Raw genomic sequence first — 22,713 nt, forward strand, 5'->3', positions numbered from 1 at the left:
GGTTTCAGCCCTGGAGGCCGTTGACCGCCCAGGCGAACACCATCAGCGCGAGCAGCAGCGAGATCCCGGCCTGGACCATCATGGTCATCTTCGCCCAGATCCGCAGCGGCATGACGTCGGTCGGGCTGAACGCGGTGGCGTTGGTGAACGAGGTGTAGAGGTAGTCCAGGTACCGCGGTTCCCATTCGGCCTTGGCCATCGACGGGTCGCTCATCTGCGGAAACTGCAGGTCGGGGAAGTTCGCCCGGCCCGCCGCGCGCCTGGCCGGGCCGCCGCGGTCGAACTCCCAGTACCAGAGCGAGAAGACGACGATGTTGGTCCAGTAGATGACCACGCCGCTGATCAGCACCTGCACCGCGTGCCCGCGTTGCGCGCCCTGTGCGATCCCGATCACCAACTGCACCGCGGACGCGCCGTTGAGCACGCTGACGACGGCGAGCGCGGTCAACGCGACCATGCGCTCGACGATGTTGAACTCGGTGAGCCGTCCGGGATTCAGCAACAGCAGCGCGACGATCAGCACTGCGGTCAGCGAGGGCAGCAGCCACCACGGGTGCAGCACCATCTCGTCGGGCAATGCGAGTTGCAGGGCGAGGGTTCCGATGACGACGGCCGCCGCGGGCCATCGGGTCTCGCCTTTGGTCGCCCGCCGCCAGGCAGGAACTCGTTCGTCAGCCACCTGAACACGGTAGGACGCGGTGCTCGTTATCGCGCGCTTCAACTGACGGCAGTTTCCTCGCGACGTCCGTGCGGCTTCGCGCACCTAGCTTGCGAAGGACCTTCGCCACGTGCTGCTCCACTGTGCGCGGGGACAGGAACAGGCCGTCGGCAATCTGCCGGTTTGTCCGACCCTCCGCGAGCATCTCGGCGACTTCGCGCTCTCGCGGCGACAGTTCGCGACCGTAGCCGCGACGGCCGCGCTGTGACGGTGCCCAGGCACCGTGTTCGCGAAGCACGTGATGACAGCGGCCGGCGTCGCGCGTGGCGCCTAGCTGTACGTACGCGGCTGCCGCCTGGCTGAGTGCAGTTGTCGCACCGTCTTGGCCTGCATCGAGACGACAGCGTGCTGCGCGTTCACGCATGCTGGCGGCGAGGTACGGCATCGGCAGCTCTGCGTACGCGTCGGCGGCGGTGTCGAAGAGCGTCGCGGCTGCTAGGTGTTTCGCGCGAGCGTTTGTCAGGACGGCACGGCCAGCGTGCAGGGCTGCGGCGGCGAGAGGTGCGTCGCGGTCTTCGATGCCGCGTGCGAACTCTTCGACGAAAGCGTCGGCGTCGTGCCAACGGTCTGCGCGCGTGTACGCCTCCGCGGCGGCTGGGACGAGCGACGCCGCCCAGACCCACACGCCTTTGCGACGTGCGGCGTCGACAGCTACATCAGCGGCTTCGCAGGCTGCGGCGACATCGTCGGTCGACAGGTGCACGCCGATCAACACCGAAGCCGCGCACAACACAACGGGGATAGGGCCTTCGCCCGGACGGTGCGCCGAGGCGTCGGCCAAGTGTCTTCGCGCTGCCGCGAACTCGCCGCGCACCGCGGCCAGCCCGCCCAGCACCAGCGACGTCTCCATGACGATCGCGCCCAGCGCCGGGTGCCGGGTACGGACGTCTTCGGTCGCTTCGGCGAGGCCGTCCCATTTGCCGCGGAACCAGGCGAGCCGCACCTCGGTGCCTTCGATCAGGCCCTTCGGGTACAGCGCGCCGGCTTCGGAAGCCCGGCGCAGGCCCTCGGCGACCAGCTTTTCGGTCCGGTCGAGGTGGCCGGACCACGACTGCGCGTCGGCGAGATTGCACCACAACCGGGCCAGCTGGACGCGTTCGGCGACGCTCGGCGCGGTGTCCGGCATCGCCTGGAATTCCGCCCACGCCGAACCGTCGCCGATGTGCGCGGCGGTCGCGATCCGGTCGCCGGTGAGCGCGAGCCGCAGCTCGGGATCGGTCAGGCCGGAGTGGACTTCCCGGGCGCGGCGCATCCACTGCTCGTGCCAGGACAGCGGGGTGAGCCCGTCGAACGGCAGCGCGAGCAGGTTGATCCCGCGCGCGGCCAGTTCCGGCCGATCCGCCAGCTCGGCGACGGCACGTTCCACCGCCGCGCGGCCCTGCTCCAGCCGTCCGGCGACGCGGACCAGCAGCATGCCCAGCGCGAGCCGGATCGTCCCGTGCACGGCTGGCGGCAGCGGCCGGTCTTCGAGCACTTTCTCCAGCGTCAGATGGACGTCCGGGCGGAAGACGCGCAACGAGACGTCGCTGAGCTTCTTCGCCAACCGGCCGACCGCGTCCTCGTCGGCCTTCGCGACGATCGCCTGCAGCAGGTCGATGGCGCGTGCGGTATCGCCGTTCACGATGGCTTCGTCAGCCGCTTCTTCCGCGTAATAGCGCCATTTCTCGACGCATCCGGCGGCGTGCGCATGCGCGGCGAGCAGCGACAGTGGTTGACCAGGAAGGTGCATTGCCTTGGTGTGCAACAATTTCCGCTCGGACGCGCTGAGGCCATCGTACACTGCTTTTCGCGCGAACGGATGTCTGAAGCCGTAGCGATTGTCGTCGACCTCGTCCAGCAGGCCGTCCGACAACGCGATCTCATCCTCGGCCAACCCGGCCAGTTCATTCAGGACCGGCAGCTCAGCGGGCAGGTCAAGCACGGCAGCGGCTTTGGTGAGCCGGATTGCGGTCTTCGGCAGCGCGGACAGCTGCCTGGACACCGATTCCTGAAGCGCGGCAGGAACTTCCAGTCGATCCAACACCGACTCGGTCAGTTCAACACCACGCAACGCGCGGAGAGTTTCCTCCGCAACAAAAGGAATCCCGGCCGTGTACTCGTGCAGCTTCGCGGCGAACTCGGCGTTGATCCGGGGCAACCCCAGGAGGTCGCAAGCCATCGCGGTGACCGCCGCGGCGTCCAACGGCCCGAGCGTCACCTGTGCGCTGTGCACCTCAGGAGCGGTGCGAACGCGGGAGTTGCCGGTGCGGCAGGTAGCGACCACGCCCAGCTCCGGCGGCCAGTCGACAGCGAGAAACCGCAGCAGGTCGCCGGTTCCCGGGTCGGCGCGATGCAGATCGTCGATGAGCAGGAGAGTCGGACCGCAGGCGATCAGCAGTTCCCGGAACGCGCGGAACACCCGATGCCGCCCGGCGCTGGCGTCCGGCAATGGCTCCGGCGCGGGCGGCAGCACGTCGGCCAGTTCCGGCAGAAGTGGTTGCAGCGCACCGGCGACCGGGCTCAGCGGCCCGAGCCGATCCCCGGCCGAGCGCAACGCTTCCAGCACCGGACCGTAGGGAAAGGGTTCGGCCAGCTGCGGGCACGCGCCGCGCAGCACGCGGATCCGGGAAAACTCCGGGCGCGCGGCGAGTTCGGCGAGCAGCCGGGTTTTGCCCATTCCCGGCGCGCCCTCGACCAGCACCGCGGCAGGCCGGTGTTCGAGAACTTCAGCGACGGCGGCGAGTTCGCGGTCCCGTCCGGAGAAAGCCGCCGGACGCGGACGCACGGACACCACCGTCGGAACGGCCGGCCACATCACGACCTCCCCAGCGAGCATCTTGTCCGTTTCGCCCGGAGCTTAAGCAGTGCGCGGGGCGGGGTAAACCGACTCCTGGCGGGTGCGCGCGCACGCTGCTCACACGTCTGCCTCCGTACGGTCACCAAATGGCAGAAGAAAACCCGGCTTGCGGTCACAAAGAGTGCGAAACCTCGTGGAGTTCGCCGGTTCAGCGGAACAACCCACGGACGCCCGCTCCGGCGGCCAACGCTCGGTAGTCGCGCAAGTCCCTACTTAAGGATTGCTCCGCTACCTATTCTCGCGCCCCCTTATTGCAGTGGATTGGACCACCGCCGCACCCTTCGAGGCCGGGGGGAACCGAACGCGAGGGAGAAGCATGAAAGCCATCCGATTCCTCGGTGCCGCAACCGCTGCCGCGGCGGTGACGGCGATCTTCGCCGGCGTCCCGGCCGCCAGCGCCGCCCCGCTCAACCCCGACATGGTCCCGGCGATGCAGCGCGACCTCGGCCTCACCCACAGCCAGGCACTCACCCGGCTCGCCAACGAAGAGGCCGCGAACAAGGTCGGCGCGGCACTGGAGAAGTCTCTCGGCGAACGCTTCAGCGGCACAAGCTTCAACGCGGCGACCGGCAAGGCCGTGGTCTCGGTGACCGACGCGGCGCTCGTCGACCAGGTACGCGCAGCCGGCGCCGAGGCGCAGGTCGTCCGGTTCAGCGCGCGGCAGCTCGACTCGACCGTGCAGGCGCTCAACGCGCACGAGAAGGCCGCGCCGAAGTCGGTCACCGGCTGGGGCATCGACACCGCGAGCAACCGGATCAGCCTGACTGTCCTCAAGGGACAGCGCGGCGCGGCTGAGCAGTTCGTCCACCAGTCTGGTGTGGACAGTTCAGCGGTGACTGTGACGGAGACCTCGGCGGTGCCCAAGGCGCACTACAACGTGCTCGGCGGCGACGCGTACTACATCGGCAGTTCGTCCCGCTGCTCCGTCGGCTTCTCGGTGAACGGCGGCTTCCTGACCGCGGGGCACTGCGCCGCGCTCACCGGCGGCGGCGCGCTGTCCGGCTACAACCGGGTCGCGATGGGCCAGTTCACCACCTACCGCTTCCCCGGCGCGGACTACGCGGCCGCGCGGGTCAACAGCAACTGGACCCCGGTCGGCCAGATCAACAACGGCACTCGCGTCGCCGGTTCCACCGAGGCCGCCGTCGGCGCTTCGGTGTGCAAGTCCGGTTCCACCACCGGCTGGACCTGCGGCACGATCCGCGCCAAGAACCAGACCGTGCGCTACCAGGAAGGCACCGTGACCGGCATGGTGCTCACCAACGCCCGGTCCGACCACGGCGACTCCGGCGGTTCGTTCATCAGCGGAAACCAGGCACAGGGCATGGTGTCCGGCGGCGACACCGTCAACAGCTACTACTACCCGGTGAACGTCGCGCTGTCGGCGACGGGCACGACGCTCGTCCGCGGCTGAGTTGGTTGAGGGGAGTGCCCGCGGACGGTCAACGCGGGCACTCCTCGCGCTGCCCGCCTCGGTCCAAACGCGACAAAGGCGGCTCGAGTGCCTCCAGCGCACTCGAACCGCCCTTGTCCGCATTGCCGCGGGATCGGCAGGTCCTTGGTCAGACGTTGCTGATCTCCTCGATCAGCCCGTCGATGTCGAAGTGCTCGCTCTCGGCTCCGAGCGGCACCAGTTCGTAAGAGGATTCGAGGAACGCCTCGAGGTCGGCGCGCTCCAATTCGAACGACGCGTAGCCGTCGGGCGACTCGATTTCCAGCGTCAGCAAGGCCTCGTCCTCGGACAGGTCCGGCCGGATCCGTACGTCGCCGATCCCGGTCGGTTCGTCCAGCCCGGTCACGAGCAGGTCGCGGGCGAACGTCCACTCGATCCACCGGCCGCGCTCGGTCCGGAACGCCACGGTGACCGCGTAAGGCTCCGACACGTGGAAGGAGAGGCGGGACAGCACCGGCGTAGTGCTCTCGTTCAGCAGTACGAACTGGGTCTGGTGTACGGCGTCGGTGGTGTGCACGGCTGCTCCTGGAGTCCTCCGGTCGTTCGCGCCTCGCGAACTGGTCGGCAGGGAGATGATCGACTCGGGAGCACATGACGGCGTTCCGCCGACGTTCACGCGATCGGTTGCATCAGGCCGCGAACACGTAACGCCGGACACAGAACCCTTGCGTTTCCGCGCAGGTCAGGAAAGCGGCAGCGTGAGGCCCACTTTGACCCGGTCCATCGCGACGCTCGTGGTGAAATGCCGGACGTTGGGGTTGTCGAAGAACATCCGCCGCGCGAAATTCTCGAACGCCGCCATGTCCGGGCAGGTGACCACGAGGACGAAGTCCGCGGTGCCGGTGACGTAGTAGCACTGCTGCACGCAGTCGTCGGCGAGGACCTGGGCGCGGAAGCCGTCGAGCACCGCCATGCTCTCGCGCTCCATCTCGACCATGACGACGAACGTCATGTCCAGCCCGAGCGCGGCCGGGGACAGCACCGCGATCTCCTTTTCGATCACTCCGGCTTCGCGCAGCCGTTTGATCCGCCGCTGCACGGCCGCGGCGGACAGGCCGACTTTGGACCCGATGACCTCGGCGATCGTGCGGGCGTCGGTCTGCAGGCAGGAGAGGATGGCGAGGTCAAGCTGGTCCAGGTCGGGAGTGCGCACACTTCAGGCTAACCGGGCGGACCGACAAAAAGCCTCGGGTTTACCACGCGGCTGAGGCGCAGGTCGCAATACCTCCTATCGAGCGAATGTGGAAGAGGTCTCTTAGTGACGTGGAACACAACTGACCGGTCTACCCAGGGGTAGGCCATACAAGGGAGGCAACCGGCGACGTCCGCCAACAAGCCGGTCTGGGAGGTTCCGCCATGAGCGCTGTCCGGTCGCGCCACCGTGCCGCCGTCGTCGCCGGAATCGGCGGTGCGCTGCCCGAGCACGTGGTGACGAACCACGAGATCGCGGCCCGCCTGGACACGAGCGACGAGTGGATCCGCACGCGCACCGGGATCAGGGAGCGCCGCCGCGTCGCGCCCGGCCAGTCCACTGTGGACCTCGCCGAGGAGGCCGGGCGGGCGGCGCTCGGCCCGGACGGGCACGCGGACGCCGTCGTGCTCGCCACCTCCACCGCCGACCAGCTGTGCCCGGCCACCGCGCCGCAGGTCGCGGCCCGGCTCGGCCTCGGCACCGTGCTCGCCTTCGACGTCAACGCGGTGTGCAGCGGCTTCATCTACGCGCTCGCGACCGCCGCCGGATTCATCGCGGGCGGGATGGCCGAGCGGGTGCTGGTGATCGGCGCGGACGTCTTCACCTCGCTGGTCGACCCGGACGACCGCACCACGGTGCCGATCTTCGGCGACGGCGGCGGCGCGGTGCTGCTGCGCGCGGGCGAGCCCGGCGAACGCGGCGCGCTTGGCCCGTTCGACCTGCACAGCGAGGGCGAACTGGCCAAGCTGCTGTGGGTCGAAGCGGGCGGCGCGGCGCAGCGGGTGCCGGAGAACCCGAAGGACCGGTTCATGGTCATGCAGGGCACAGCCGTCTTCCGGCAGGCGTGCGCGCGGATGGCGGAATCCTCGCGCGCGGTGCTGGAAGAGGCCGGCTGGATGGTCGGCGACGTCGACCGGTTCGTCGGGCACCAGGCGAACATCCGCATCCTCCAGGCGACCGCGAAACAGCTCGGCATGCCGGCGGACGCGGTCGTGTCGAACATCGACCGGGTCGGCAATACCAGCGCGGCGTCGATCCCGCTGGCGCTCGCGGACGCGGTCGCCGACGGGACGCTCACGCCGGGCCACCGGGTCTTGCTGACCGCGTTCGGAGCCGGGCTGACCTGGGGTTCTACGGTGCTGACCTGGCCCGAACTGCCCTGAGCTACGCGTACTCCGGCAGCGCGATCGCTTCCGAACGCGGCTTCCCGAACCGTCCCGCGGCCTTGCCCAGCCGCCGCGCCAACGGCGTGCTCGCCATCCGGAGCGCGGCGTGGAAAGCGGTCCGATGCGCCTGCGACCGCGGCATCGTCACCTGCGGCGCGCCGGGGAGAAGCCGCTGCGCCTCGGTGACCAGCGGCCGCATCCGGTGTTCGTACTGGCCGAACGCCGTCCGCGGGTCTTCGTTCGCCATGAGTTCGCCGGCCAGGATGTACGCGCCGGTCAAGGCGAGCGTGGTGCCCATGCCGCTGATCGGCGAAGCGCAGTAAGCGGCGTCGCCGAGCAAGGCGACCCGGCCTTGGTGCCACGTCGGCAGTTTCGCCTGGCCGACGGCCTCCAGGTACAGCGAGCCGTTGTCCATTTCGGCCAGCACGCGCGGTCCTTCCCAGCCGACGTCGGCGTATGTCTTGCGCAGCACGGACACGGTGTCTTCGGGGGTGAGCCGGTCCAGTCCGCGTACGTCGGACAGGAAGAACAGCCCGGCGCGCATCGTGCCGACGTTGTCCGGACGCAGGAACAACATCCGGCCGCGGCCGCAGAACATCGCGCGCCACCACGCGTTGTCGGCGGCGATGCGCGGGATCGCGAGGTGCGCGGTGTAGAGGCCGAGTTCGTGCGGACGCGCGTCCGGCATCAGCATTGCGCGGGTGCGGGAGCGCAGGCCTTCGGCGATGACCACGGCGTCGAAGCGCTGGGTTCGCCCGCTCTGGAAGTCGACGTCCACGCCGGTGCCGTCGTCGTGGAGTGCCTGGATCTGGTCGCCGAATCGATACGTTGCCTCGCCCGCTGACTGTTCGTACAGCAGTCTCGACAGCTGGCCGCGCAGGATTTCGATCTCGGCGGTCCCGCCTCCGGAATCGCCCTCGCCGGCACGGAACTCGGCGACCACGCGGCCGTGTCCGTCCACGAATTGCGTGCCGACCTCGCCGGTGTGCGCGGCGCGGACCGCCTCTTCGAGGCCCATTTTGCGCAGCACTTGGCGGCCGACGCCGCGGATGTCGACGTTCTGGCCCTCCTCGCGCAAATGATCGAACCGTTCGACGACGGTGACGTCCCAGCCGGAGCGCGCGAGCCGGGAAGCGAGCGCGGGACCGGCGATGCTGGCTCCGGAGACGAGAAGACTGCGACGGGTCATGGTGCTCCTCCTTGCCGGTGCTCCGATACCTAGTTAAACTATCTACTAGTTTAGCTACTGACAAGGAAGGTCGCGTGGACGAGAACCAGGCAGCGCTCGCGGGCATGGACGAGACGACCTTCGCGGTGCGTGACGTCATCGAGGCCAGCCGTGACCTGATGGCGCGGATGGCGAAGAGCGTCGAGATGAACGCGAACGACCTCACCGCGATCGCGATCCTCAACCACCACGGGCCGATGGGACCGGTGGAATTGGGCCGCCGCCTCGGGATCAGCGGGCCGTCGGCGACCACACTGGTCGACCGGATGGAAGAGGCCGGTTACCTGGCGCGCGTCCGCAGCGACACCGACCGGCGGCGGGTGGCGGTCACGGTCACCGACTCCGCGCGGGAGATCGCGGCAGCGGTGTGGCGGTCGCCGATCGAGAAGCTGGACGCGGTGTCGCGCACGCTGAGCGCGGCGGAAAGCGCTGTGGTGCGGGACTTTCTGGTCCGGATCACGGAGGCGATGAACGAGGGGCGGGAGATCTCGTGAGCGGCGATCCCGATTAGAACCGGCATCGCCACTCACGAGCGCTAGGTCGTCCAGGTGCGGGTCTCGCGGTGGCGGCCGCGGAGGTGGAGTTCGCCGTGCAGCCGCCAGTGTTCTCGTTCGCCGCCCAGCGCGGCCTTCACCGTCGTTTCGCTGGCGAGCACCCGCGACGGAACCGCTTTCGCGTGTTCGGTGAGCCGCGCGGCCTCGTTGACCGCGTCGCCGATCACCGTGTACTCCAGGCGGCTCGACGCACCGAGTTGCCCGGCGAACACTTGTCCGGTCGCGACACCGATCCCCAGGTCGAGCTCGCCTTCCGACAACACCGCGTCGCGGATCGCGCGGGCCGCGGCGAGCGCCATCGTCGGACCGTCGGACAGCCGGGTCGGCGCACCGAAAACGCACAGCGCGGCGTCGCCCTGGAACTTGTTGACCAGCCCGCCCCGAGCGTCCACCGCGGACACCACACTCGCGAAAAACCGGTTCAGCTTCTCGACCAGTTCCTGCGGCGGAGTGCGCGACGCGAGCGCCGTCGAGTCCACGACGTCCACGAACAGCGCGGTGACCTCGCGGACGTCGCCGGAGAGCGAAGCGCCGTATTCGAGCGCGTGCCGGGCGACGTCGGCGCCGACGTGGCGGCCGAAGAGATCGCGCATCCGGTCCTGTTCGCGCAGGCCGGCGGCGAGGTCGTTGACCGACGTCTGCAGCATCCCGATCTCGCTGGAATCGTCCACGTCGACGTGCACGTCCTTGCGTCCGCGCGCGATCCCGTCCAGCGCGATCCGCAGCCGGTGCAGCGGCGCGGCGACGGCGCGGGACAGGAGCGCGGTGCCGATCGCGCCGGTCGTCAGGCCGGTCACCGACAGCACGATCAGGCTCGCCGTCGGGTTCCCGTTGCGGCCGAGATCGGGCGGCGTGGTCACAAGCAGCACGCCGATCAGCGGTACGCCGCTCGCCAGTACCCAGGTGACGACCAGCCGGGTCAGCACGGTGACCGGCAGCGAACCGCGCGGCGGCAGCACGTCGAGCGCCATCGTCATCACCGGCCGCGCGACCCATTCCGCGGCCAGGTAGGTGAGCCCGACCGTGGTCAGCCCGCCGAGCCCGATGGTGAGCGCGATGCCCGCCGCGTCACCGAGAGAACCGAGAACGCCGGCGAGAATGCCCAGCGCGAGCGCGCCGATCAGCCAAAGCGTGCCGCTCACCACGGCCATGTCGAACGGCAGCCGCAGCGCGCGTTTCGCCTCGTCCGCGGACGGCGGGCGGCCGATCGTGAACCACACCACGGTGCGGCGCTGCAGGTAGGCGGTCCAGAGCGTGCCGACGACCAGAGCGAGCGCGACCACTCCGGCCGCGGTGACGCCGAGCACCCAGCCGCGGTCGTCGACATCCTCCGGCAAACCTTGCAGGAGCAGCAGCAAGGCGACGACGCCCGCTCCGGCGACACTCGACCCGACGCCGAGCGCGGCGAAGCCCAGACTGGTGCGCAGAACCAGCCGGAACCTCCCCGCGATCATCTTGCGCACTCGCAGATCGTATGGGGTGGCGGGTCCGGGAGCGAAAAAAGCTGTCGCCGTCGCGGCGCGGCGATGGTTAGCGTGGCTGTATGCAACCGCTCGACCCCGCCGAGATCCGTGCCTCGTTCGTCAACTGTTCCCGCGGGGAAGCCAAGTCCGTCACGCTGCCCGCGGACGTCCCGTGGGAGAAGCGCGATTTCCTCGGCTGGCGCGATGTGAAGGCTCCCGGCCGGGCGTACCTGGTCGTGTCGCACGGCGACGAGCTGATCGGCCTGTCGCTGCGCGCCGCTCCGCCGCCGAAATCCCGGCTGCGCAGCAACATGTGCGCGTTTTGCGGCACGACGCATCCGCTCGCCGACATCACGCTGTTCGCTGCTCGGCTGGCCGGAAAAGCTGGCCGCGACGGCAACACGGTGGGCACGTATTTGTGCGCTGACCTGGCGTGCAGCGCGTATCTGCGCGGCGAACTCAAGCCCGCGGTGCCACAGCCGAAGGAGTCGCTCTCGGAGGAGGAGCGCGTCGAGCGGATGAACGAGAAGATCGGCCGGTTCGTGGCGCGGGTGCTGGAAACCCGGTAACCGCCGTGCGGGTGCTGGTGACCGGGATGTCCGGAGTGGGCAAAAGCAGCTTGCTCACGGAACTTTCCCGGCGCGGGTACCGCACGGTCGACACCGATTACGGCGGCTACACCCGCGACGGGCTCTGGCGTGAAGACCGGATCGCCGCGTTGCTGTCGACGCCGGGCCCGTTGTTCGTGTCCGGCACGGTCTCGAACCAGGTGCGGTTCTATCCGCGGTTCACCGACGTCGTGTTGCTCAGCGCGCCGCGCGAGGTGCTGATCGAGCGGCTGGCGACGCGGACCGGGAATCCATACGGGAAGCATCCGGACGAACTTGCCGAAACGTTGCGGTATCTGGACGAGGTGGAGCCGTTGCTGCGCGCGTCGGCGACGTTCGAGGTGGTGACCACGGCGCCGGTGGCCGAGATCGCCGACGCGGTGCTGCGCCGAGTTGGTTAGCGGTTCAGAAATCCCATTCGGCGATCCGGCCCATCTTGCGGATCATCGGGAACAGTGCCGACGCGCGCAAAGCCAGCCGGGACGCGGTCGGGAGCTTCGCGAGGGTCGCGCCGTTCGCCCAGTCGGTCGCGTCCAAACAGGACACCAGGCGCAGGCCGTATCGTTCGAGTTCGTGCGGATCGTCGATGCCCCAATGCAAAGTCGCGCCCGAGCGGCGGACCACCGGGTTGATCATCTGCGCCTTGACGCCGAGCGAACTGAAGAAATCGGCCACGATCCGGCCGGACGGGAACTTGCCGACGAGCCTGCGGACCAGTTCGGTTCCGGACTCCGCGGTGAGGTACATGGTGAGCCCCTCGGCCACGATCAGCGCCTCGCGGTCGCCGGGAACCTGGTCGAGCCAGCCGAAATCGGTGACGGACGAGCCGATCATCGTGTATCCGGGCCGCTCCGGGTAAATCCGGCCGCGGACGTCCACGACCTCGGGATAGTCCACATCGAACCAAGCGACCGAGGGCGGCGGGTCGAGCCGGTACACCCGGGTGTCCATCCCGCAGCCGAGGTGCACGACGATCGCGTCCGGGTGCTCGGCGAGCCACTTGGCGGCCATCTCGTCGATCGCGCGCGCCCGGATCGCGACGGAGACCGCGGAGTTCTCGTTCACGCCTAGCTTGCGGAAGTCGTAGTCGATCTTCTTGACTGCTTCGTCGGCGGCGGTGTCACCGAGAATCGGGTCTTTGCGGCGGGCGTCGAGCGCTCGGCCGTACAGCGTGCCCAGGTTGGTCGCTTTTTCCTCGGTGAAGTGCACTTTCTCCACGGTTCAGCCCCCTTGTTATCACAGTTTTCACAAACTTGTGAAGACCCTAGCGCTGATTGCCGGGGGAGGCATCCTCCTTGTTCAGGAAGACGCGTAGTCGTGGGCGTAGGTTTTCGCGTCCAGCAGGTGCTTGAGCGTGATCTCGCGAGCCGCGGCCGCGTCCGACCGGCTGATGGCGTCGAGGATCGCGCGGTGCTCGGCGACGGCCTTGCGGATCTGCCCAGGCAGCCGCAGCGCGGCCCGGCGTTCCTCGCCGACCAGGGCGAGGACTGAACGGAGCAGGTCAGCGACGTCGTCATTGCCCGCGTTGCCCGCGATCACCCGATGGAACTCGGCGTCCGTCGCGATGACACGCAACATGTCACCCGCCGCCGCGGCCGCCTCCATCTCCGCGACGTTGTCCGCGAGCCGCTGCACGACGCGCGGCGTGTGCTGCGTCGCGAGCCGCTCGGCGAGGGTCGGCTCGACGGTCGCGCGGAGGTCGAACAGCTTCTCCACCAGCTGCTCGTGCTCGGAAAACCAGCTGCTCAGCGGGCTTTCCGCAGTGTCCTGCTCGCGGACGTACGTGCCTGACCCGGCGCGGATCTGGACGTACCCGATCGAATCCAGGACGCGCAACGCCTGCCGCAGCGACCCGCGGCTGATGCCGAGCTGCTCGCACAGCGCGCGTTCCGCGGGCAGGCGCGACCCCGGCGGGAGCTCGCCCGAGTCGATCATCGCGCGCAGATGGTCGACCGTGGCGCTCCAGACCTGGTCGGATTCGTGGGCCACGCCGCCCATCCTGGCAGCTGACGACCCGGGACGCGCGAAATTGTCGGTGGCGGGTGTCACGATCATGGGCGGGAAAGGGAGGGATCATGACCGCGAAGTTCAAGGATCTGGCACTGGACGCACTCGACCACCAGGCACAAGCCGACTGGTGGTGCACGACGCTCGGCTACGTCCGCCGGAGCCCGCGCGCGGAGAGCCCGCCGGACTGGCCGGTCGCCATCGTGGACCCGGCCGGCGAGGGGCCGTTGATCTGGCTGAACCCGGTGCCGGAGCGCAAGACGGTGAAGAACCGGATGCACCTGGACGTCTGGGGAGATCCGGCTGAGCTGGCTGCCGCCGGGGCACGGCTGGTGGCGGAGCGGGGCGAGGGCCGGGAGTGGCATGTGATGGCGGATCCGGAGGGGAATGAGTTTTGCGTTTTTGAGCGGTGAGTGCGGAGCGCTGGCTGGCGGTCGCGGAACCGCCCGCCTGGCCGAGAAGCGCCGGGTGGTTCGCCGGGGCCTTGTCGCCGCGCACCTATCAGGCGTAGCATAAATGCCACGCTAACTTGGAGGTGATCTCGCTATGAACGCCACGCGCTCCCAGTTCTGGGATGATCTTGTCGAGGACCTGGGCGACCCGGAGCTGCTCCGCGCCTACCTCGTCGAAAGCGTCCGCATCGAAACGATCGACCGACTGGTAAACAGCCTCGACGAGGCCCGGCTGGCCAGCAATCTGAGCAAAGCGGACCTGGCTCGCGCGATCAGCGAGGAGCCGTCCGTGGTGCGTCGGCTTTTGTCTCCCAGCCACCGCAATCCGACGATCGGCACTCTCGCCGAGGTCGCTGCTGCGCTGGGAATGCGGGTCACCCTCGAACCCTTGCCGCCGGAAGAGCAAGCGACGGTGACGGAGTCCTTGCGAACAGGATCGACAGGCAATCCGGAGCAGCTGGCTCGGGACATCCTCGCCAAGCGCGAACTCGCCGCTGTCCGGTGACTGTCGGTTAGAAGAGGGACCGCGGGTTGCGTCGGCGGTATTCGTCGCCCATCGCCCGCACCGCCGCGTAGTCCTGTTCCCTGAGTTCGGTCTGAAAGGGTTTGTCGCGTCCGTCGACGATGACGAGCAACGGCTTGTCCACGCCTTGAGCGTCGTAGTCCAACAAACAAAACAGGCGATAGTGGTGCCTGCGGGGACCGTTGCAGCGGACCTCGAACCAGCCGGTCATGGCACCGTGCATCGCTTCCCACTGCCCGCCGCCGGCGAAACGCTTCGGGGGAGCGGCGGCGACCGCGATCAGAACGGCCTCCATCTTCACCCTGACCTTGGCGGGGCAAACTTTGCGCAGGAAGTCTCGGCCCGGCGCGCTTTCGCCAGGATCGTCGGCACGGTGACGTCTGAAGTAGACGATCTCGTGTGCGTCATCTGAGGACGGCCCCGTACGTATCGGCGATGGAGCCTTCTTTCTCGCCATCACAGTTGGTGACTGTATGTGCGGGGTACGACAGAATTCGGTGAGCTGTTGCGTCGGCGGGCCAGTCGCGAAGATGCCGTCAAGTGTCTGACCGGACACATCGCGTCGCCGGGTGGTGAGGGTCCTGCTTAGGGTCAGCGGGTGAGTGCTTTATGACCTGGTGGCATGCCGTCGTCATCTTCATTGCCGGGATGTGGGCCGGGACGATCAACACCGTCGTCGGTTCCGGGACGCTCGTGACGTTCCCGGTGCTCGTCGCGCTGGGGTATCCGCCGGTGACCGCTACGACGTCGAACGCGGTCGGGCTCGCGCCGGGGACGATCAGCGGGGCGTACGGGTACCGGCATGAGCTGGTCGGCTACTGGCCGCAGGTGGTGCGGTTCGCGATCGCCTCGTTCTTCGGGGCCATCGGCGGCACCGTTCTCCTCCTGACGTTGCCCAAGGACGCCTTCGAGAAGATCGTTCCGGTGCTCGTCGGGCTCGCCGTCGTGCTCGTGATCGTTCAGCCGAAGGTGTCGAAGTGGGTGCAGAAGCGCCGCGAGGCCAACGGGCGCGAGCATCACGCCGGGCCGTTGCTGTTCGGGCTGCTGTTCGTCATCGGCATCTACGGCGGCTACTTCACCGCCGCGCAGGGCGTGATGATGATGGCCGTCATGGGCATGCTGCTGTCCGAACCGCTGCAGCGGCTCAACGGCGTGAAAAACGTGCTGTCCGCGGTCGTGAACATCGTCGCGGGCACTATTTACGCGTTCGTCGCTCCGGTGAGCTGGCCGGTGATCGGGCTGCTCGCGCTCGGGTCCACGATCGGCGGGCAGCTCGGGGCCAAGATCGGCCGCAAGCTGCCGCCCACCGTGTTGCGCGGCGTGATCGTCGTGATCGGGCTCGCCGCGGTCGTGCAGCTGGTGCTCAAATAGCCTGGAATTCCTTGGCCGCGGCCAGCATCAGGTCGTTCTCCTCCGGCGTCCCGATCGTCACGCGCGCGCCCTCGCCAGGGAACGGGCGCACGATCAGCTTGCGGTCCAGCATGTGCTCCGCGAAAGCCGCAGTGCGCTCGCCGAGCGGGAACCACACGAAGTTCGCCTGGGTCGGCGGGATTTCGTAGCCCATCTCCAGCAACGCGTCCCGCACACGGGTGCGCTCGGAGATGATTTCCCGGCACCGGGCGAGCAGTTCGTCCTCCGCGTCGAGCGACGCGATCGCGGCCACCTGCGCGATGCTGTTCACCGAGAACGCCACGTACACCTGTTGCAGCGCCTGCGCGATCGGCTCCGGCGCCACCGCGTACCCGACGCGCAGCCCGGCGAGCCCGTACGCCTTCGAGAACGTGCGCAGCACCGCGACATTGCTGTGCGTCCGCGTGAACTCGACGCCGTCCGGCACCTCGGGGTCGGTGACGAATTCCTTGTACGCCTCGTCCAGGACCACGAGCACGTGCGGCGGCACCGCTTCGAGGAACCGCTCAATCTCGTCCCGGTGCAGCACGGTGCCGGTCGGGTTGTTGGGGTTGCAGACGAACACCAGCTTGGTGCGGTCGGTGATCCGCGCCAGCATCGCGTCGAGGTCCAGCCCGTGCTCCGGGGTCAGCGGAACCTTCACGCCCGTCGCGAGCGCCACCTGGACCACGATCGGATAGGCCTCGAACGACCGCCAGCCGAACAGCACCTCGTCGCCGGGACCGCACAGCGCCTGGATCATCTGCTGGCACAGCGAAACCGAGCCGCAGCCGATCGCGAGGCGTTCGGCCGGGACGTCCAGCCGCCGCGAAAGCCGTTCGCGCAAAGCCTGGGATCCGTTGTCCGGGTAGCGGTTCACTCCGGTTACCGCAGCCGTGATCGCCGCCTGGACGCTCGGCAGCGGACCGCCGGGCACCTCATTGCTCGCGAGCTTGATGGCCCCTTCGATCGTCCGGCCAGGGACGTACTTCGGCAACGAATCGAGGTCAGGGCGGGGGGCGAGGGACGGCATCGTCGGAACTCCTCGGTTTTCACGGGACGACGGGGTCACCGTATCTCGCCCCGGCGGATCCGGAAAGGTTCCCAATGTTCACCCAGAGGTGATTGCATGAGGCGATGACGTCGACGACCACCGTGGATCACCAGCGTACCGACGGCAGCACGCTGCGCCTCACCTTCGCCGAACCCGACGGCGCGCTTCGCGGCGGCCTGGTGGTCCTGCACGAGGGCGACGGGGTCACCGACGGCGTCCTGCTGCTGGTCAAAAGCCTTGCCGGCGAAGGCTGGCTCACCGTCACCCCGCACATCGAGTCCGGCGAGCAGCTCACCCAGCGCGACCTGCTCGACGCCACCGACCGCACGCTCGAATGGCTCACCGACCGCGGCGTCGAGGCCGACCTGCGCGGCGTCGTCGGCTTCGACCTCGGCGGCACGGCGGCGTTGGTAGTCGCCTCGCACCGCAAGTTCGGCGCGGCAGTGAGTGTCGGCGGCCAGGCGGTGGCGGAACTGCCGAAGCTGCTGGAAATCGCCGGACGCGTGACCAGCCCGTGGCTCGGCATGTACGGCGACAACGGCGACGAAGCGGGCGAGGCTGAGGTGGAGCAACTGCGCGAGGCCGCGGCGTCGGCGAAAGTCGCGACGAACGTTGTGCGCTATCCGGGCGCGAACCACCGCTTCGACGCGGATCCCAGCGCGGCTGAAGAGGCTTGGCAGCGCACTCTCGACTGGTTTGACGCCCACCTCCGCTGATCTCCGGCAAGCACCCTTGACGGGCCGCTGCGTACTCGCCTAACGTTCCGATCCGGATCGGAACGTTAAGGGAGAGGAATCATCCCGTGAAAGCGGTGCTTGTCGAACCCCAGCAGCGGCTCGTCCTGTCCGAAACACCCGACCCGGCTCCTGGCCCAGGGCAAGCCGTCGTCGAGGTCGAGGCGATCGGCGTGGGCTACGTCGACATCATGTACCTGCGGGACGGCGCCACCTCAGTGCCTGGCGTCGAGGTCGTCGGCCGGGTCGAATCCGGCCAGCGCGTGCTGGCGCTCATCCTTTCCGGCGGCTACGCCGAGCAGGCCGTGGCTGACCCGGATCAGCTCTACCCGGTGCCCCAGAACCTCGACTCGGCCGACGCCGTCGCTTTGGGCGTCAACGCCTTGGTCGCGGAAGGCGCAGTACGCCGAGCCGCAGTCGTCCCGGGCGAACGGGTGCTCGTCCGCGGTGCGAGCGGCGGGATCGGCGTGCTCGCAACCCAGATCGCCCACGCCCGCGGTGCCGAGGTCACCGCAGTGACGTCCTCGGCGGAGTACGGCGAACGGCTTCGAACCCTCGGCGCCGCGAAAATCGTCGACCGCACCCGCGAGCGTCCCGGGGAGACCTACGACGTCATCATCGACACCGCAGCTGGCCCGCAGGTACGTGAGCACTTGGAACTGTTGCGCCCCAACGGTCGCTATGTCCTTTGTGGAGGAACGGCGGGCGTCCCGGAGATGGAAGCCTTCGCCCCGTTGATGGCCAACTTCCACAACTCGTCGACGCTGTTCACGTTCAGCCTCACCTCGGTGCCGCCGGAAGAGCGCCGGAAGTCGTGGGACCGCGTTCTCAAGCTCGTCGAAGACGGTCAGCTCTCCGCCGTGCGCGATCGAACATTCCCGCTCGCCGAGGCCGTGGCCGCCCTCCAGCACGTGGAGCACGGGAAATCGTTCGGTAAGGTCGTGCTGCTCAACGGATAGCGGGAGAATTCATGGCGCGCCAGCGGGACGAGCGGATCGACCACGCCGTGCTGGTCGCGGTGTGCGAACTGGTCCGGGAATCCGGCTATTCGGCGCTGACCATGGAGGCCATCGCCCAGCGCGCGGGCACCACCAAACCCGCCATCCGGCGCCGGTGGAAAAGCCGGCAGCACGTCGTGGTCGCCGCGCTGGCGGAGGCGCGCACCGGGGTCGCGGAGATCGACACGGGATGCACCTGCTGCGATCTCGTCGGTCACCTCGACGCCCTCCGGACCGGCCTCGAGGACCCGGTTTTCGGCCGCGTCCTCCCGGCGCTCGCCGTCGATCTGGCGGACGATCCGGAGCTGCGGGAAGACTTCCTGACCTCGTTCTGGGCCCCGCGCCGGGAGGCCTGCACCGTCTCCCTGCGCAAGGCCGAGGAGCGCGGGGACCTCCCGTCCGGCCAGGACGTCGACCTGCTGCTGGACCTGTTCGCCGCCCCGGTCGTCTTCCGCTCGCTGTTCGGGCACCGGGAATTGACCCGCGAGTTCGTCCTGGACGTCGTCCGCGCGCTGCTGTCCGGGGTGGGCACGGTCGAAAAAGGACTTTGCGAGCACACCGGGGTTAGCATCGGCGAGTGACCGAGAACGCCGCTGTTCCCGAGGTGCTATGGCGACCCGACCCGAACCGGGTCGCTGACACGAAGATCGAGGCCTTCCGCCGATGGCTGCGCGAGCGGCGCGGCGTCGACCTCGCCGATTACGACGACCTGTGGCACTACTCGGTCGAGCAAGTTCCGGAGTTCTGGACCGCGGTGGCGGAGTTCTTCGGCGTCCGCTGGCACGAGCGGCCGCGGGAAGTCCTGTCCGGCGCGATGCCGGACGCGAAATGGTTCGACGGCGGCACGCTCAACTACGCCGAACACTCGCTGAGCCCGGATACCGGCGGTGCCGCGAAGGCCGACGACGAACTCGCGGTGATTTTCCACCGCGAGGACGGGCTCGCCGAGCAATTCACCTACGGCGACCTCCGTGCGCACGTCGCCGCCGCACGGGCCGCGTTGCGGGCTTTCGGCGTCGGCAAAGGAGATCGCGTCGTCGCGCTCGCGCCGAACTGCCCGCAGACGCTCATCGCTTTCCTGGCCACCGCCAGCCTCGGCGCGATCTGGTCGTCGTGTTCCCCGGACTTCGGGATCCGCGCGATCGCCGACCGGTTCACCCAGATCGAGCCGAAGGTGCTCATCGCGGTGAACGGATACGCTTACAACGGCCGGAAATTCGACATCCGCGACACCGTTCAGCAGCTGCGCCAACAGATTCCGTCGCTGGAAGCCACCGTTTTGGTGAAATACCTGGGAGACGGGACGCTGGACGGCGTCATCGACTGGAACGCGATGCTCGCCGAACACGCGGGCGGCGAGCTGGCGTACGAGCCGGTGGACTTCGCGCATCCGTTGTGGATCCTGTACTCCTCGGGCACGACCGGCCTGCCGAAGGGAATCGTGCAGGGCCACGGCGGCATCGTCGTCGAACACTTCAAGGCGCTGGGCCTGCAGAGCGGGCTCGAGCCAGGGGACCGGTTCTTCTGGTTCACCACCACCGGCTGGATGATGTGGAATTTCATCGCCTCCGGGCTCCTCGTCGGCGCGACGATCGTGCTGTACGACGGCAGTCCCGGCCATCCGGATCTCAACGCGCTGTGGCATCTGGCCGAACAGCACCGCGTCACCTACTTCGGCACGTCCGCGCCGTTCATCCAGAGCTGCCTCAAAGCGGGCCTCGCCCCGGCCGAACGCTACGACCTCAGCGCGCTGCGCGTGGTCGGCTCGACCGGTTCGCCGTTGTCTTCCGAGGGTTTCCGGTGGATCGCCGACGCGATCGGCCGGGACGTGCAGATCTGCTCGGTCTCCGGCGGCACCGACCTGTGCGCGGCGATCGTCGCGGCCGCGCCGGACGTCCCGGTGTGGCTCGGCGAACTGTCCTGCCGCGCGCTCGGAGTGGCCGCGGCGGCGTTCGACGACCACGGCGAGCCGGTGGTCGAGGAGGTCGGCGAGCTGGTGATCACCGAGCCGATGCCGTCGATGCCGGTCTCGTTCTGGAACGACCCGGACGGTTCCCGGCTGCGCGAGGCGTACTTCGACACTTACCCGGGTATCTGGAGGCACGGCGACTGGGTCAAGATCACGCGCCGCGGTTCGGCGGTGGTCTACGGCCGCAGCGATTCGACGCTCAACCGCGGCGGCGTCCGGATGGGCACCGCCGAGTTCTACCGGGTCGCGGAAGGGTTCGCCGAGGTCGCCGACTCGCTGGTCATCGACACGTCGGCGGCGGGCAACGACGACGGGCAGCTGCTGTGTTTTCTCGTACTCACAGCAGGCGCGAAACTCGAAGAAGTAGAGCCTGACCTGCGGAAAGAGCTTCGCAACGCGCTGTCGCCACGACACGTACCCGATCGGTTCATGGTCGTTTCCGAGATTCCCCGTACGTTGAACGGTAAGAAGTGCGAAGTACCAGTGAAGCGGATCCTCTCCGGAGTCGCGCCGGAGAGGGCGGTGAGCAGGGACGCGCTGGCCAACCCGGCCGCGCTGGCCCCCTTTGTGGAGCTCGCCGCGGACTGAACGCGCAAGCGGGGGGAAGCATGGCAGGGCCGTACGTGTTGCACGCGTGGTGACGGGGACACGCGCGCAGCACACTTGGCAGGCGGCAGGCGTCACGTCGGTCGTCGCGATCACGTGGGTGACCAGGCTGGCCGGGCTGGTGGCGATCGTGTCCACGGTCGTACCGGTGGGCCGCGACGTGCGCGGGCATGTGGCCAAATGGCTGGAGCTGCCGAGCGAAGCGACCACTGCGGCGGCCGCTGTGGCGCTGGTCACCGGTGTGTTGCTGATCATGCTCGCCGCCGGGCTCCGCCGCCGCAAACGCCGCGCTTGGCAACTGGCGGTCGGCTTCGCCGCGCTGCTGGCGTTGTCCCACCTCGGGCTGCGGCATGTTTTCGGTGCCGGAGTGGTGTCGATGGTGCTGCTGGCCGGGCTCATCGGCACGCGGCGGTACTTCATCGCCCGCCCGGACCCGACCGTCGGCCGCTGGCGCGCGTTGCGGGTGCTGCTGCAGTTGGTGCTGGCCGGGTTCGTGCTCAACTTCGCGCTGCTGTCGGTCGCGCCCGCCCGGATGCTCGACCCGCTGAGCTTCGCCGACCGGCTGTCCCAGTCCGCGCTCGCGCTCACCGGCGTCAGCGGGCCCGCGGTGTTCCACGAGATGTGGTTCGAGGACCTGTCCGCGTCGATCGGGCTGCTCTTCAGCATCACCGGCGTGCTGGTGTCGGCGTACTTCCTGCTGCGTTCGGCCGAACCCGCGCCAGAGCTGTCTGACGACGAACTCGCGCGGCTGCACGAGTTGCTGAAGCAGCACGGGGACCGGGATTCGCTCGGCTACTTCGCGCTGCGCCGCGACAAGTTCGCGGTCTTCTCCAAGACCGGCAAGGCGGCCGTCACGTTCCGCGTGATCGCCGGCGTCGCGTTGACCTCGGCCGACCCGCTCGGCGACCACGAGGCGTGGCCCGGCGCGATCGAGGAGTACCTGGACATCTGCCAGCGCAACGCCTGGGTGCCCGCCGCGATGGGCGCGTCCGAGCTGGGCGCGACCGTGTGGGCCCGGTTCGGCCTGGAGGTACTGGAAATCGGCGACGAGGCGGTCGTCGACACCAAGACGTTCACGCTGGAAGGCCGCGTGATGCGCGGCGTACGGCAGGCAGCGTCGCGGACGAAGCGGGCCGGCTACAAGGTCCTGGTGCGCCGAGCCGAAGACTTGCGTCCTGGCGAGCTGCCCGAGCTGGTGCACCTGGCCGCTGCCTGGCGCGGCACCGAAACCGAACGCGGCTTCTCGATGGCGCTGGGCCGCATGGGCGACCCGGGTTCAGTGATCGTCACCGCAGAACAAGGCGGCCGCGTCCGTGGCGTGCTGCAGTTCGTGCCGTGGGGCGAGCGAGGCTTGTCGCTCGATGTGATGCGCCGGGACCGCACCGTCGACAACGGCGTGAACGAGCTGATGATCTCGGAGCTGCTGCTGTACTCCCGGGAGCACGACATCGACCACGTGTCGCTGAACTTCGCCGCCTTCCGCGCCCTGATGGAACAGGGCCAGCGCATCGGCGCGGGCCCGGTCGCGCGGCTTTCGGCGAAAGTCCTGCACTTCTTCTCGCGCTGGATCCAGATCGAAAGCCTCTACCGGTTCAACGCCAAGTTCCAGCCCCGGTGGGTCCCGCGATATCTCGTCTACCCGGGCGTCGGGTCGCTCCCGCGCGTCGGCATAGCGACCTTCGAAGCCGAAGGCCTAGGCGGCCGTTCTCCCTGGTTGCGCCGGGTGCTGCACCGTTGAGGGGGGTGCCTTCCGGAGGGGCTGG

The 22,713-nt window shown here is 68.7% G+C and carries 23 protein-coding genes; 13 read left to right on the top strand and 10 right to left on the bottom strand.

Annotated features, from left to right (window positions below; all coding sequences use genetic code 11):
• Positions 1 to 4: 4 nt before the first annotated feature.
• Both L3Q65_RS37405 and L3Q65_RS37410 read right to left on the bottom strand, forming a co-directional pair.
• A complete protein-coding gene (locus tag L3Q65_RS37405) occupies positions 5 to 679 on the bottom strand; it encodes a hypothetical protein (RefSeq protein WP_237597772.1) in 675 nt (224 codons plus the stop codon).
• Positions 672 to 3,512 (bottom strand): AAA family ATPase, encoded by a 2,841-nt coding sequence (locus L3Q65_RS37410; protein WP_237597773.1) that lies wholly within the window; start codon positions 3,510 to 3,512, stop codon positions 672 to 674. Before L3Q65_RS37410 ends, L3Q65_RS37405 begins: the two co-directional genes overlap by 8 nt.
• Before the next feature lie 358 nt (positions 3,513 to 3,870).
• Here L3Q65_RS37410 and L3Q65_RS37415 point away from each other — a divergent pair, with 358 nt between their 5' ends.
• Positions 3,871 to 4,968 carry a S1 family peptidase gene (locus L3Q65_RS37415; RefSeq protein WP_182893720.1) on the top strand — a complete coding sequence of 366 codons (1,098 nt, stop codon included), beginning with the start codon at positions 3,871 to 3,873 and terminating at the stop codon, positions 4,966 to 4,968.
• Positions 4,969 to 5,116: 148 nt separating this feature from the next.
• On the opposite strand, the gene L3Q65_RS37420 is transcribed toward L3Q65_RS37415, so the two are convergent.
• Together L3Q65_RS37420 and L3Q65_RS37425 are read right to left on the bottom strand one after the other, a co-directional pair.
• Complete coding sequence (locus L3Q65_RS37420) at positions 5,117 to 5,524, bottom strand: SsgA family sporulation/cell division regulator (RefSeq protein ID WP_182893721.1); 408 nt, start codon at positions 5,522 to 5,524, stop codon at positions 5,117 to 5,119.
• A 165-nt stretch (positions 5,525 to 5,689) separates the two neighbouring features.
• Positions 5,690 to 6,160: an Lrp/AsnC family transcriptional regulator gene (locus tag L3Q65_RS37425; RefSeq protein ID WP_182893722.1), complete on the bottom strand. Its 471-nt coding sequence runs from the start codon at positions 6,158 to 6,160 to the stop codon at positions 5,690 to 5,692.
• A 203-nt stretch (positions 6,161 to 6,363) separates the two neighbouring features.
• On the opposite strand from L3Q65_RS37425, the gene L3Q65_RS37430 reads away from it, so the two are divergent.
• Positions 6,364 to 7,362: a beta-ketoacyl-ACP synthase III gene (locus L3Q65_RS37430; RefSeq protein WP_182893723.1), complete on the top strand. Its 999-nt coding sequence runs from the start codon at positions 6,364 to 6,366 to the stop codon at positions 7,360 to 7,362.
• 1 nt (position 7,363) lies between these two features.
• Here L3Q65_RS37430 and L3Q65_RS37435 read toward each other — a convergent pair whose 3' ends face one another.
• Positions 7,364 to 8,554 (bottom strand): FAD-dependent monooxygenase, encoded by a 1,191-nt coding sequence (locus L3Q65_RS37435; protein WP_237597774.1) that lies wholly within the window; start codon positions 8,552 to 8,554, stop codon positions 7,364 to 7,366.
• 74 nt (positions 8,555 to 8,628) lie between these two features.
• On the opposite strand from L3Q65_RS37435, the gene L3Q65_RS37440 reads away from it, so the two are divergent.
• A complete protein-coding gene (locus L3Q65_RS37440) occupies positions 8,629 to 9,087 on the top strand; it encodes a MarR family winged helix-turn-helix transcriptional regulator (RefSeq protein WP_220507870.1) in 459 nt (152 codons plus the stop codon).
• A 41-nt stretch (positions 9,088 to 9,128) separates the two neighbouring features.
• Here L3Q65_RS37440 and L3Q65_RS37445 read toward each other — a convergent pair whose 3' ends face one another.
• Positions 9,129 to 10,601 (bottom strand): adenylate/guanylate cyclase domain-containing protein, encoded by a 1,473-nt coding sequence (locus tag L3Q65_RS37445; RefSeq protein ID WP_220507948.1) that lies wholly within the window; start codon positions 10,599 to 10,601, stop codon positions 9,129 to 9,131.
• Between the two features lie 89 nt (positions 10,602 to 10,690).
• Here L3Q65_RS37445 and L3Q65_RS37450 point away from each other — a divergent pair, with 89 nt between their 5' ends.
• Positions 10,691 to 11,179: an FBP domain-containing protein gene (locus tag L3Q65_RS37450; protein ID WP_182893726.1), complete on the top strand. Its 489-nt coding sequence runs from the start codon at positions 10,691 to 10,693 to the stop codon at positions 11,177 to 11,179.
• Positions 11,180 to 11,205: 26 nt separating this feature from the next.
• The gene (locus L3Q65_RS37455; RefSeq protein WP_237600985.1) at positions 11,206 to 11,619 is read left to right on the top strand and encodes an AAA family ATPase; all 414 of its coding nucleotides are present in this window, start codon (positions 11,206 to 11,208) and stop codon (positions 11,617 to 11,619) included.
• Positions 11,620 to 11,623: 4 nt separating this feature from the next.
• Here the strand turns inward: L3Q65_RS37455 and L3Q65_RS37460 are convergent, their stop codons facing one another.
• Entirely contained in the window at positions 11,624 to 12,436 is an 813-nt protein-coding gene (locus tag L3Q65_RS37460) for a class I SAM-dependent methyltransferase (protein ID WP_237597775.1), read from the bottom strand.
• A gap of 81 nt (positions 12,437 to 12,517) precedes the next feature.
• A complete protein-coding gene (locus L3Q65_RS37465) occupies positions 12,518 to 13,216 on the bottom strand; it encodes a FadR/GntR family transcriptional regulator (protein WP_182893936.1) in 699 nt (232 codons plus the stop codon).
• A gap of 77 nt (positions 13,217 to 13,293) precedes the next feature.
• Between L3Q65_RS37465 and L3Q65_RS37470 the strand changes: the two genes are divergently transcribed.
• Both L3Q65_RS37470 and L3Q65_RS37475 read left to right on the top strand, forming a co-directional pair.
• On the top strand, positions 13,294 to 13,638 hold the full coding sequence (locus L3Q65_RS37470) for a VOC family protein (protein ID WP_237597776.1): 345 nt from the start codon (positions 13,294 to 13,296) through the stop codon (positions 13,636 to 13,638).
• A 133-nt stretch (positions 13,639 to 13,771) separates the two neighbouring features.
• The gene (locus L3Q65_RS37475) at positions 13,772 to 14,182 is read left to right on the top strand and encodes a helix-turn-helix transcriptional regulator (RefSeq protein ID WP_237597777.1); all 411 of its coding nucleotides are present in this window, start codon (positions 13,772 to 13,774) and stop codon (positions 14,180 to 14,182) included.
• A gap of 7 nt (positions 14,183 to 14,189) precedes the next feature.
• Here the strand turns inward: L3Q65_RS37475 and L3Q65_RS37480 are convergent, their stop codons facing one another.
• The gene (locus L3Q65_RS37480; RefSeq protein ID WP_237597778.1) at positions 14,190 to 14,657 is read right to left on the bottom strand and encodes a hypothetical protein; all 468 of its coding nucleotides are present in this window, start codon (positions 14,655 to 14,657) and stop codon (positions 14,190 to 14,192) included.
• 152 nt (positions 14,658 to 14,809) lie between these two features.
• Between L3Q65_RS37480 and L3Q65_RS37485 the strand changes: the two genes are divergently transcribed.
• Positions 14,810 to 15,571 carry a sulfite exporter TauE/SafE family protein gene (locus L3Q65_RS37485; protein ID WP_182893730.1) on the top strand — a complete coding sequence of 254 codons (762 nt, stop codon included), beginning with the start codon at positions 14,810 to 14,812 and terminating at the stop codon, positions 15,569 to 15,571.
• Here the strand turns inward: L3Q65_RS37485 and hisC are convergent.
• Complete coding sequence (gene hisC, locus L3Q65_RS37490; RefSeq protein ID WP_237597779.1) at positions 15,564 to 16,622, bottom strand: histidinol-phosphate transaminase; 1,059 nt, start codon at positions 16,620 to 16,622, stop codon at positions 15,564 to 15,566. The two genes, L3Q65_RS37485 and hisC, sit on opposite strands and share 8 nt — an antisense overlap.
• Before the next feature lie 104 nt (positions 16,623 to 16,726).
• Between hisC and L3Q65_RS37495 the strand changes: the two genes are divergently transcribed.
• The 5 genes from L3Q65_RS37495 (at position 16,727) to L3Q65_RS37515 (ending at position 22,688) form a co-directional block, all read left to right on the top strand.
• On the top strand, positions 16,727 to 17,359 hold the full coding sequence (locus L3Q65_RS37495; RefSeq protein ID WP_182893732.1) for a dienelactone hydrolase family protein: 633 nt from the start codon (positions 16,727 to 16,729) through the stop codon (positions 17,357 to 17,359).
• An 86-nt stretch (positions 17,360 to 17,445) separates the two neighbouring features.
• On the top strand, positions 17,446 to 18,336 hold the full coding sequence (locus L3Q65_RS37500; RefSeq protein WP_182893733.1) for a zinc-binding alcohol dehydrogenase family protein: 891 nt from the start codon (positions 17,446 to 17,448) through the stop codon (positions 18,334 to 18,336).
• An 11-nt stretch (positions 18,337 to 18,347) separates the two neighbouring features.
• Positions 18,348 to 18,956: a TetR/AcrR family transcriptional regulator gene (locus L3Q65_RS37505; RefSeq protein WP_182893734.1), complete on the top strand. Its 609-nt coding sequence runs from the start codon at positions 18,348 to 18,350 to the stop codon at positions 18,954 to 18,956.
• Positions 18,953 to 20,932: an acetoacetate--CoA ligase gene (locus L3Q65_RS37510; protein WP_237597780.1), complete on the top strand. Its 1,980-nt coding sequence runs from the start codon at positions 18,953 to 18,955 to the stop codon at positions 20,930 to 20,932. The genes L3Q65_RS37505 and L3Q65_RS37510 overlap by 4 nt, the downstream gene beginning before the upstream one ends.
• Before the next feature lie 46 nt (positions 20,933 to 20,978).
• Positions 20,979 to 22,688 carry a phosphatidylglycerol lysyltransferase domain-containing protein gene (locus L3Q65_RS37515; protein WP_182893736.1) on the top strand — a complete coding sequence of 570 codons (1,710 nt, stop codon included), beginning with the start codon at positions 20,979 to 20,981 and terminating at the stop codon, positions 22,686 to 22,688.
• The last annotated feature ends 25 nt before the right edge of the window (positions 22,689 to 22,713 follow it).

This window comes from Amycolatopsis sp. FU40, assembly GCF_021903635.1.
GTDB classification, from domain to species: domain Bacteria; phylum Actinomycetota; class Actinomycetes; order Mycobacteriales; family Pseudonocardiaceae; genus Amycolatopsis; species Amycolatopsis dendrobii.